Origin of the sequence: Aquabacterium sp. (assembly GCF_030652515.1) — a bacterium.
Lineage (GTDB): Bacteria > Pseudomonadota > Gammaproteobacteria > Burkholderiales > Burkholderiaceae_C > Aquabacterium.
In genome coordinates, this window is sequence record NZ_JAUSAR010000228.1 from 1 (window position 1) to 9,243 (window position 9,243).

Here is a 9,243-nt window from a genome sequence, read left to right on the forward strand (position 1 = left end):
TGAACTCGATCAGGTGGGCCTTGCCATCGCGGCGGATGGTCAGGCGCAACCACTTGCTGAGCGCGTTCACGCAGCTCACGCCCACGCCGTGCAGGCCGCCCGACACCTTGTAGCTGTTCTGGTTGAACTTGCCACCGGCGTGCAGCTCGGTCAGGGCGATTTCAGCGGCCGAGCGCTTGGGCTCGTGCTTGTCGTCCATCTTCACCCCGGTGGGGATGCCACGGCCGTTGTCGGTCACGCTGATGGAGTTGTCGGTGTGGATGGTCACGACGATGTCGTCGCAATGGCCAGCCAGGGCCTCGTCGATGGAGTTGTCGACCACCTCGAACACCAGGTGGTGCAGGCCGGTGCCGTCGGACGTGTCGCCGATGTACATGCCGGGCCGCTTGCGCACCGCTTCCAGGCCTTCCAGGATCTGGATGCTGCCTTCGCCATAACCGGCCGAGATTTGTGCCTCGGTTTGCGGCACGACGATGGGGTCGGGCGTGACGTCGGGTTGCTGCTCGGGATTCAGAGGGGTGTCGCTCATGGGAGGCCCAGAAAAGGAAAGAGCCCGGACAAGGTTGTCCGAGCTCCCTATTTTAACGTCTTTCACCCCCGGAAACCGGTGTGCCATCAGGGGGTCATGCTCAGAGCAATCAGGTGCATTTCAAGGCCTTGCGAGCATGCCGACGGCATACACCCAAGCACGCTAGGCCACCCACGGCCAGCATCACGGTGGCGGGTTCCGGCACAGGCGTGGTGCGCACCTCAAAGCCAGTGAATAAATAACGATCATCGAGCAGAGAACCCCCTGAAAAGTAGCTGCCTTGTTGAAGGATACGGAAGCTGGTTTGCACGGTGAAATGTTGCCCAACCTCGTTTGGAAGCGCAAACCCCATGCCCAGACCTACATTCGCACTGTCATGCAGTGAAAAGCTTTGCGTGTGCGTGGTCACCACTTGCGATTGGGCGTTGAGAACGTGCATGGTGATTTCGATCTGACCCACCGTCGCGAGGCTGATCGGGTGGTTCATGCCCCGATCCACGCTGAAGCCTGACCCCACCTCCAACGCGACGATTGAGGTATCCGGAGAATCGATGACGAATTCCAGGCTAGCCCCAAAGTCAGCGCTGATGGTCGCCGCATTTTCAAAATTGGGACCAGGCACGTACCAATAGGGGAAGAAGCCGTTGAGAGCCTCGTGCTGGATGGGCTTGGCGTCCAGGTAGGTGTCTGACAAGGTAGCCGACACGGTGAAGGGTGTCCCGATGACACTGACACCGCTTTGATCTTCGAAATTCTGCACTGCAGCCCGAGTGCCGCTGGCCATGCTCAGGACTAGGAGCAAACCACCAAAACGTATTGATGCCGACATCACATTCCCCTTTGATTGATGAAAGCAAAATCTAAGCCCCTTGCCAAGGGACGGTCAAGTCCACTCATCAGACCCCTCCAGGCTGCTTGCACTGTCTGCCTTTTGCCACCTGTCACAGCTATTAATTCAGGGATGGCCTGGGGGCTGGTCGATACTGGAGCCAGTGAGCTGGCAGACAAGGACAAATCAGGCGCGGTGACCCCGCACGCGCCAAGCCATCAAACCCAGTCCCAGGCCCATCAGGGCGTAAGTGCCAGGCTCGGGGATGCCGGGCACCTGGGGCACTTCGGGAATCAAGGCAGGCGTGGCAAAGAGCGATGCCTCGCTGCGGGCACCCAGGAAAAAGTTACCGCTCAAAGATTGGCTGCCGTCGTTGGCCAGTTGAATGCTGAAATTCTGCGCTGCACTGTCCGACAAAAGACCACCTTCAGGAACGGACAGGCCATTGCTGCTCAGGCTTTGTTCAACCTCGACCAGCAATTGCAGTTCGTCAAATTGGTCAGGAACGATGTCTCCCGTGTCTGGCGATACGAAGGCGTTGGCCATCAATTGCGCTGTCAACACGGAAGATGACAGAAGCCTCACCCCATAGAGGTTATTGCTGACGTCCTGGAACAAGGGGCCCTGGGTCAACTTGCTCAGATCAACACTGGCAGCGGCTTGGGCGGTGCCTTGAATGATCAAGCGGGTATGGGGCGACAAGGTCCATGAGAATTCGCCGGGCAAGGGAACGGGAATGTTCATGTCGCCATCCACGCCCGTGCCGTACGTGGTCATGACCACGGCGCCTTGGTAGCCGATCTGCGTATCGGGCGAGCCACCGTATTGCAAATCCTGGATGTTTTCGGCTTTGAGCTGGCTGCTGGTGGTGTTGGCACCAGACGTGCTGGACGCCTGCAAGCCATCTGCGGTGATCGAGCCGGCGGGCGCGGTGAAGATGCTCCCGGCCTGGCTGTTGAACTGGATGTTCGAATAATTCTGGTTGAAGCCCTGCAACACGTGGTTGTGGTTGAACTGGATCCACGGCGTGATGCCATCGCTCAGGTCGAGGTCCACCAGGGTGTAGTTCAAACCCGAGAACGAGGTTGATGCATTCGCCACATCGGTGACGTCTGCAGAGGCAGCACCACAGCAGGCCAAAAATACAGCGCACAAGGCGAATGAGCGTTTCATGACAAGGTACTCCCCAATTAATTGGGGTGAAGCGTACTTCAAACGCCTTGGGCTGCCATCACCTGTTTGAATGGTCTTCGTTGAATGTCTTAAATGCGCATCGGCATCACGACGTACTTGAAGCCTTCGATCTCTGGGTTGGTGATCAAGGCCGAGCTGTTGCTGTCGTGCAGCGAGACGGTCACCATGTCCTGGCTCATGTTGGCCAGCACGTCCATCAGGTAGCCCACGTTGAAGCCGATCTCGAAAGCATCACCACCGTAGTCGATCTCAAGCTCTTCTTTGGCCTCTTCCTGCTCGGCATTGCTGGAAGCGATGCCCAGGGTGCCTGGGGACACATTCAGGCGCACGCCCTTGAACTTCTCGCTGGTCAGGATGGCGGCGCGCTGCAGGCTGGACAGCAGGGTGGCGCGGCCCAGGGTGATGTGGTTCTTGTGGTTCTTGGGGATGACGCGGTTGTAGTCGGGGAACTTGCCCTCGACCAGCTTGGTCACGAACTCCAGACCGCCGAAGTTGAACTTGGCCTGGTTGCCGGCAAAGCGCATCTCGATCTGCTGCTCTTCTTCGGCACCCTTGGGGTCGTCTTTCAGCAGGCGTTGCAGCTCGAGCACCGTCTTGCGCGGCAGGATGACTTCCTGCTTGGGCATCTCGACTTCCAGCGTGGCTTGCGCCAGGGCCAGGCGGTGGCCATCGGTGGCGACCAGGGTCAGGGTCTTGCCTTCGGCGACAAACTGGATGCCGTTGAGGTAGTAGCGGTTGTCGTGCACCGCCATCGAGAAGTGCACCTGGCCGATCAGGCTCTTGAGCGTCTTTTGCGGCACGCTGAAGGCAGGTCCGAAATCAACCGCCTCTTGCACGAGGGGGAAGTCCTCAAAGGGCAGGGTCTGCAGCGTGAAGCGGCTCTTGCCGGCTTGCAGCGTGAGCTTGGCCTGGTTGGCGGTGAGTGAAACGAGTTGGTCGCTGGGCAGGCTCTTGAGAATGTCGATCAGTTTTTTGGCCCCAACGGTGACGGCGTAGTTGCCATCGTCGCCGTCAAGCTGGCTCGCGGTGCGGACTTGGATTTCGAGGTCGCTGGTGGTGAATTCGACCGATGCGCCTGTTTTGCGAATCAGCACATTGGCCAAGATGGGCAGAGTATGGCGACGTTCGACGATACCGGCAACCACCTGCAGGGCTGAGAGAACTTTTTCTTGAGCTGCTTTCAACACAATCATTTCAGTCTTTCAAATTGGTCGTCGTAGTAGAGGGCCGCATTTTTTGTGCACAACGCTATTTTGTCTTGTTCCATCAATGGTTTAGATCAATGACAAGCCTGTGGATGGCATCGGCAACGTTTTGGGGACAACCGACAACAACTTTGGAAAAAGCCCCAGGCCTGTGGATAAGCGGGTGCTTGTCCTTTATTTATCCACAACCTTGTTGGCTTGACATTCTCCACTGCTTCGGCATCTGCTCGAACGTCAGCCCTTCAGAGTCTGTTCAAGCACGTGCAATTGCTGGTTCAACTCGGAGTCCTTGCCCCGCTCGCCACCGATCTTGCGCACCGCGTGCAGCACCGTGGTGTGGTCGCGGCCACCGAAGAGCTCGCCAATCTCGGGCAGGCTTTTCTGCGTCAGTTCCTTGGCCAGGTACATGGCGATCTGGCGCGGGCGGGCGATGCTGGCCGGGCGCTTCTTGCTGTACATGTCGGCCACCTTGATCTTGTAGAAATCGGCCACCGTTTTCTGGATGTTCTCGACGCTGATCTGGCGGTTCTGGATGGACAGCAGGTCTTTCAGGGCTTCGCGTGCCAGGGCGATCGTGATCTCTTTGTGGTTGAACTTGGCGAAGGCCAGTACCTTGCGCAGCGCGCCTTCCAGCTCGCGCACATTGGCGCGCACGTTCTTGGCGATGAAGAAGGCCACGTCTTCCGGCATCGTGATGGCTTCGACCTCGGCCTTCTTGATCAGGATGGCCACGCGCATTTCCAGCTCGGGCGGCTCGATGGCCACGGTGAGGCCGGCGTCGAAGCGGGATGTCAAACGCTCGTCGATGTTGACCAGGCCCTTGGGGTAGGTGTCGCTGGTCATGATGATGTGCGCCTTCTTGGCCAGCAGGGCCTCGAACGCGTTGAAGAACTCCTCCTGCGTGCGGTCCTTGCCTGCGAAGAACTGCACATCGTCGATCAGCAGCAGATCCAGGCTGTGGTACTTGGCCTTGAGCTCGTCGAACGTTTTGCGCTGGTAGTTCTTGACCACGTCGGAGATGAACTGTTCGGCGTGCAGGTAGAGGATGCGCGCGTCGGGTTTGTCCGCCAGCAAGGCATTGCCCACGGCGTTCATCAAGTGCGTTTTGCCCAGGCCGACACCGCCATAGATGAACAGCGGGTTGTACATGTGGCCGGGGGCGCCGGCCACGTGCAGGGCGGCGGTGCGGGCCATCTGGTTGGCGCGGCCGGGCACCAGGGTGTCGAAGGTGAGGGCGGGGTTCAGGCCCATGACCTGCGGGTGGGCGCGGTGGCCGTTGCCCTGGTGGTGTTCCTGAGCGCGCTGAGGCTGTTGATAACCTTGGCCGGGGCTGTAGCTGGCCGGGCCCTGCGGGATGTTGGCCGACGGGCCGTTGTAGGCCTGGTAGCCGCCCGGGTGGGCGTTGGCCGGCAGGCTCAAGCCGTTGGGGTTGCCCATGCTGGGCATGGTCATGGTGGGGCGCGGTGCTGCGGCGCGCACGGCCAGGGCCAGGTCGATCTTGACCGGGCCGCCGGTCAGCTCACCCACGATGCTTTCCAGGCGGGCGCTGTACTGCGTGCGGATCCAGTCCAGCATGAAACGGTTGGCCACGCGCACGCTGACCACGGTGTGGCCGTCTTGCAGGCTGACGTCGGCGGGCGGCAGGGGGCGGATCCAGGTGTTGAACTGCTGTTCGGGCAGCTCGGTGGCCAGGCGCTCGCAACTGCGTTGCCACAGGCTGGCCAGGTCGGCGGAAGGTTGGCTGGCGGCGCTGGATTCAAACGCACTCATGGGTGTGGACAAGTCCTGAAGTGGGCCGGCAATTCTAAGGGCGGGCAGGGCCTGGCAACACAGGTTATCCACAGATTTTTACCCAGGGTTGTCCAAGGGGGTGGCCAACCCCCTTGGCTTGAGGCGTTGACCAATCCCCGAAGTTTTGGTGTAATCGCGGGTTCGACCGGCCACTGGCTGGAAATCCTTGCGCGGCAATTGCATCGCCAAGGGCAAATAACTTGCAAATAAGCTTGGGGAAGCAAACCCCAAGCAATTGCAGAAAAAGGATTGATCATGAAGCGTACTTACCAGCCCTCCAAGACCCGCCGCGCTCGCACCCACGGTTTCCTGGTCCGCATGAAGACCAAGGGTGGCCGCAAGGTCATCAACTCACGCCGCGCCAAGGGCCGCGCTCGTCTGGCCGTCTGAGTTCGCTGGTCTGATCCAGGCAACTGATCCGACACCTGGGCGGCATGCTTGCATGCAGGCCCGATGGCTTGTCTGTTAGACCGCCGTGCGCAGCGCCAGCCTGAAAGCGGCCGAGTTTCAAAAGGCTCTGGGCACCCGCCCGGTGGCGCGCACAACCCATTTTGTGCTGCACCACTTGCCACACACCGAGGCAAAGTTGGCGGCCACCGTTGCACCTTCCACGTCCTTTGAGCCAGAGTTGTCAACAGCCCTGGCCTTGGAGGATGCCGTGTGTGTGGATGAGTCGTCCGCGCCGAGCGAGTCGCCAGCGTGGCGACTCGGCTTGGTGCTGCCCAAAAAACTGGCACGCCGGTCGGTGACGCGCTCTTTGCTGCGCCACCAGGCCCGCGCCGCCGTGGTTCGCCATGCCCCAGGTGTGGCGGCCACCAGTTGGGCCCAACAGCACCCCGCCGATGCCTGGGTGCTGCGCCTGCGTGCGCCATTTGACCGCCAGCAATTTCCCAGCGCCGCCTCTGAGGCGCTCAACCGCGTGGTGCGCCTGGAGCTGGACACCCTGTGGACGGCGCTGTGCGCCAAATCCCGGCCATGACCCCGCTTCGGTGGCTCAGGTCTGGGATACTCGCGGTGCTCCTGGCCCTGGTCAAGGGCTACCGGTTTTTCCTGAGCCCCTGGTTGGGCTCGGCCTGCCGATTCACCCCCACTTGTTCCCTGTACGCCTTGCAGGCGCTTGAGCGCCATGGCCCGGCGGCGGGCACTTACCTGGCGGCGCGGCGCCTTGTGCGCTGCCACCCGGGGTGTCCCGGCGGGCACGATCCCGTGCCTGAAAAGCGCGTGGGGCTGTTTTCTTTTTCCTCTTCTTCCAACATTCCGTCAGACCAAGCTCACCCATGAATGATTTGCGTCGCACCCTGTTGTGGTCGGTGTTTGCCGTCTCACTGTTGATGATGTGGGATGGCTGGTTGCGCCACACCGGCCAACCCTCCCTGTTCGCGCCACCGGCGCCCCAAGCGACGGCCGCTGCCGAGCCCCAAGGTGCTGGCAGTGGGGCCGCCAGCCTGCCCACGGCGGCCGCCACGGGCGGCACCGCAGCAGCAGCCCCAGGTGCTCCTGCCGCCGCCGCTTCGGCCCCCGCCACGCATGAGCTGGTGACTTTCACCACCGACGTGACCAAGATCACCATCGACACGCAAGGCGGTGATGTGGTCAAGGCCGAGCTGCTCAAGCACCTGGACCAGGACGACGCCAGCAAGAACATGGTCGTGCTCAACCAGACCGCGAACCACACCTACGTGGCGCAAACCGGTCTGATCGGTGCGGGCAGCGCCGAGCGCCTGCCCAATCACCTGACGCCCATGACCATCGTGACGCCCGAGCGCGCGCTGGCCAATGGTGCTGACACGCTGGTGGTCAAGCTCGAATCGGCCCCGGTCGATGGCGTGAAGCTGATCAAGACCTACACCTTCAAGCGCGGCGATTACGCCATTGGCGTGAAGCAGGAAGTGGTCAACGGCTCGGCCGCCACGGTGCACCCGCAGCTGTACCTGCAGCTGACGCGCGATGGCACACAGCCTGTGCAGGCGGGCCCCAGCTTCCTGATGGGCCCGATGGCCTACACCGGCCCGGCCATCTATTCGGCCAAGACCAAGTACCAGAAGGTGGACTTCGAATCCCTCAACGAGAACACCGCCGAGTTCGAGAAGTCCGACACCCACGGCTGGGTGGCCATGGTGCAGCATTACTTTGCCTCGGCCTGGCTGCACAACGAAGCCGCGCCCCGCACCTTCTTCGTCGACAAGACGGGCCCCAACCTGTACCGCACCGGCATGCTGTTCCCGCTGGGCGACCTGGCCGCTGGGCAAAGCAAGTCGTTTGACGCGATCTTGTTCGTCGGCCCGCAAGAAGAGAACAAGCTGTCGGCGCTGGCGCCTGGCCTGGAACTGGTGAAGGACTACGGCTGGCAACGCGTGCTGGCCGAGCCCTTGTTCTGGCTGCTCGATCAGTTGCACAAGCTGATCGGCAACTGGGGCTGGGCGATCGTGGCGCTGGTGGTGCTGCTCAAGGCCGCCTTCTACTGGCTGAACGCCAAGGCTTACCAATCGATGGCCAAGATGAAGGCGCTGAACCCGCGCATCCAGGCCATGCGCGAGAACCTGAAGGACAACCCGCAGCAGATGCAGCAGGAGATGCTGAAGATCTACCGCGAAGAGAAGGTCAACCCGATCGGCGGCTGCCTGCCCATCCTGGTCCAGATCCCGGTGTTCATCTCGCTGTACTCGGTGCTGCTGTCCAGCGTGGAGATGCGCAACGCGCCGTGGATTGGCTGGATCCATGACCTGTCGGTGAAAGACCCGTACTTCGTGCTGCCCGCGCTGATGACGGCCTCGACCCTGCTGCAGACCTGGCTGAATCCCACGCCCCCGGATCCGATCCAGGCCAAGATGATGTGGATCATGCCGATGCTGTTCTCGGTGATGTTCTTCTTCTTCCCGTCGGGCTTGGTGCTGTATTGGCTGACCAACAACATCCTGTCGATCGCCCAGCAGTGGATGATCAACCGAAAGATCGAGGCGGCCACGGCTGCCAAGTGAGTCGGTGAGGGGCTGAAGCGCCCCTCTGCCTGGATAAAAAAAGCCGCCTGGTCGCAAGACCATGGCGGCTTTTTGTTGGGCGCCTTCAGTCGCCCGTGCGGCGGCTGAGGATCATGGCCGAGGCGCAAAGGGCGGCCAGGGCCAGTGGCCACAGCGGGGGGTCGGACAGCGACTGGCTGCTGAACATCAGCCAGTCGTTGAGGGTGTGGATCATGACCAAGCTCCTGGTTTGTCGCCCATTGGCGTGAACCAGCATGGTCATGTTGGCGCGTGACATGCGCATGACGCACCTGTGCCGAGATCGGACCATGGCCAAGCAACCCGTGGCGCCACGGGCGGGAGGATGATCAGGCGATGACGCTGTCGCCGGTGGGGGTGTCGGGGGTGGCCGCCGACGCGGGGGCCGCACGAGCCATGGTCTGCGCCGCCACAGGTGATTCAGCCGCCAGCTGGCGGGCCTTCATGCGCTTCCAGTTCCAGGGCACCAGCAACTGGCCCCAGAAGTTGTGCAGCGGGTAGAAGTTCTCGTTGAACAGGCCCATGTGCGCCGGCCGTGACCTGCCCTTGGGCAGCACAAAGGTGCCGAAGAGGTGGTCCCACAGCATGAAGACGCTGAAGTTCTTGGCCTCGTCGATGTTGTTGGAGTGGTGCCAGCGGTGCACTTCGTTCGTGCCGATGACGTAGTTCAGGATGCCGAACTTGAAGTTCACGTTCATG

Annotated in this window: 11 protein-coding genes; 4 read left to right on the forward strand and 7 right to left on the reverse strand. The window is 61.4% G+C overall.

Going from position 1 to position 9,243, the window contains the following annotated elements:
• From Q7V20_RS24145 to dnaA, 5 genes are all read right to left on the reverse strand, one after another.
• Positions 1-529: ATP-binding protein (locus Q7V20_RS24145; protein WP_304796852.1), on the reverse strand; the 529-nt coding region annotated here is incomplete at its 3' end.
• Positions 530-638: 109 nt separating this feature from the next.
• Complete coding sequence (locus Q7V20_RS24150) at positions 639-1,358, reverse strand: PEP-CTERM sorting domain-containing protein (protein WP_304796855.1); 720 nt, start codon at positions 1,356-1,358, stop codon at positions 639-641.
• A 186-nt stretch (positions 1,359-1,544) separates the two neighbouring features.
• Positions 1,545-2,531 (reverse strand): PEP-CTERM sorting domain-containing protein, encoded by a 987-nt coding sequence (locus Q7V20_RS24155; protein ID WP_304796858.1) that lies wholly within the window; start codon positions 2,529-2,531, stop codon positions 1,545-1,547.
• Between the two features lie 89 nt (positions 2,532-2,620).
• On the reverse strand, positions 2,621-3,745 hold the full coding sequence (gene dnaN, locus Q7V20_RS24160; protein WP_304796860.1) for a DNA polymerase III subunit beta: 1,125 nt from the start codon (positions 3,743-3,745) through the stop codon (positions 2,621-2,623).
• A gap of 246 nt (positions 3,746-3,991) precedes the next feature.
• Entirely contained in the window at positions 3,992-5,527 is a 1,536-nt protein-coding gene (gene dnaA / locus Q7V20_RS24165) for a chromosomal replication initiator protein DnaA (RefSeq protein ID WP_304796863.1), read from the reverse strand.
• Positions 5,528-5,803: 276 nt separating this feature from the next.
• On the opposite strand from dnaA, the gene rpmH reads away from it, so the two are divergent.
• The 4 genes from rpmH to yidC all read left to right on the forward strand — a co-directional run bounded on the left by rpmH (position 5,804) and on the right by yidC (position 8,526).
• Positions 5,804-5,938 (forward strand): 50S ribosomal protein L34, encoded by a 135-nt coding sequence (rpmH, locus tag Q7V20_RS24170; RefSeq protein WP_290661081.1) that lies wholly within the window; start codon positions 5,804-5,806, stop codon positions 5,936-5,938.
• An 85-nt stretch (positions 5,939-6,023) separates the two neighbouring features.
• Positions 6,024-6,527 carry a ribonuclease P protein component gene (locus tag Q7V20_RS24175; protein ID WP_304796866.1) on the forward strand — a complete coding sequence of 168 codons (504 nt, stop codon included), beginning with the start codon at positions 6,024-6,026 and terminating at the stop codon, positions 6,525-6,527.
• Positions 6,524-6,829 carry a membrane protein insertion efficiency factor YidD gene (yidD, locus tag Q7V20_RS24180; protein WP_304796869.1) on the forward strand — a complete coding sequence of 102 codons (306 nt, stop codon included), beginning with the start codon at positions 6,524-6,526 and terminating at the stop codon, positions 6,827-6,829. Before Q7V20_RS24175 ends, yidD begins: the two co-directional genes overlap by 4 nt.
• On the forward strand, positions 6,826-8,526 hold the full coding sequence (gene yidC, locus Q7V20_RS24185; protein ID WP_304796872.1) for a membrane protein insertase YidC: 1,701 nt from the start codon (positions 6,826-6,828) through the stop codon (positions 8,524-8,526). The genes yidD and yidC overlap by 4 nt, the downstream gene beginning before the upstream one ends.
• A gap of 85 nt (positions 8,527-8,611) precedes the next feature.
• Here the strand turns inward: yidC and Q7V20_RS24190 are convergent, their stop codons facing one another.
• Positions 8,612-8,740, reverse strand: coding sequence for a hypothetical protein (locus tag Q7V20_RS24190; protein ID WP_304796875.1), 129 nt, complete (start codon positions 8,738-8,740; stop codon positions 8,612-8,614).
• Positions 8,741-8,873: 133 nt separating this feature from the next.
• On the reverse strand, positions 8,874-9,243 hold a 370-nt coding region (locus Q7V20_RS24195), incomplete at its 5' end, for a sterol desaturase family protein (protein WP_370652565.1).

What these genes read in the sequence shown, in the direction of transcription:
- dnaA (WP_304796863.1), bottom strand. Translation starts at nt 5,527, where the DNA reads ATGAGTGCGTTTGAATCCAGCGCCGCCAGCCAACCTTCCGCCGACCTG.
- rpmH (WP_290661081.1), top strand. Translation starts at nt 5,804, where the DNA reads ATGAAGCGTACTTACCAGCCCTCCAAGACCCGCCGCGCTCGCACCCAC.
- Q7V20_RS24190 (WP_304796875.1), bottom strand. Translation starts at nt 8,740, where the DNA reads ATGATCCACACCCTCAACGACTGGCTGATGTTCAGCAGCCAGTCGCTG.
- Q7V20_RS24150 (WP_304796855.1), bottom strand. Translation starts at nt 1,358, where the DNA reads ATGTCGGCATCAATACGTTTTGGTGGTTTGCTCCTAGTCCTGAGCATG.
- yidD (WP_304796869.1), top strand. Translation starts at nt 6,524, where the DNA reads ATGACCCCGCTTCGGTGGCTCAGGTCTGGGATACTCGCGGTGCTCCTG.
- dnaN (WP_304796860.1), bottom strand. Translation starts at nt 3,745, where the DNA reads ATGATTGTGTTGAAAGCAGCTCAAGAAAAAGTTCTCTCAGCCCTGCAG.
- yidC (WP_304796872.1), top strand. Translation starts at nt 6,826, where the DNA reads ATGAATGATTTGCGTCGCACCCTGTTGTGGTCGGTGTTTGCCGTCTCA.
- Q7V20_RS24155 (WP_304796858.1), bottom strand. Translation starts at nt 2,531, where the DNA reads ATGAAACGCTCATTCGCCTTGTGCGCTGTATTTTTGGCCTGCTGTGGT.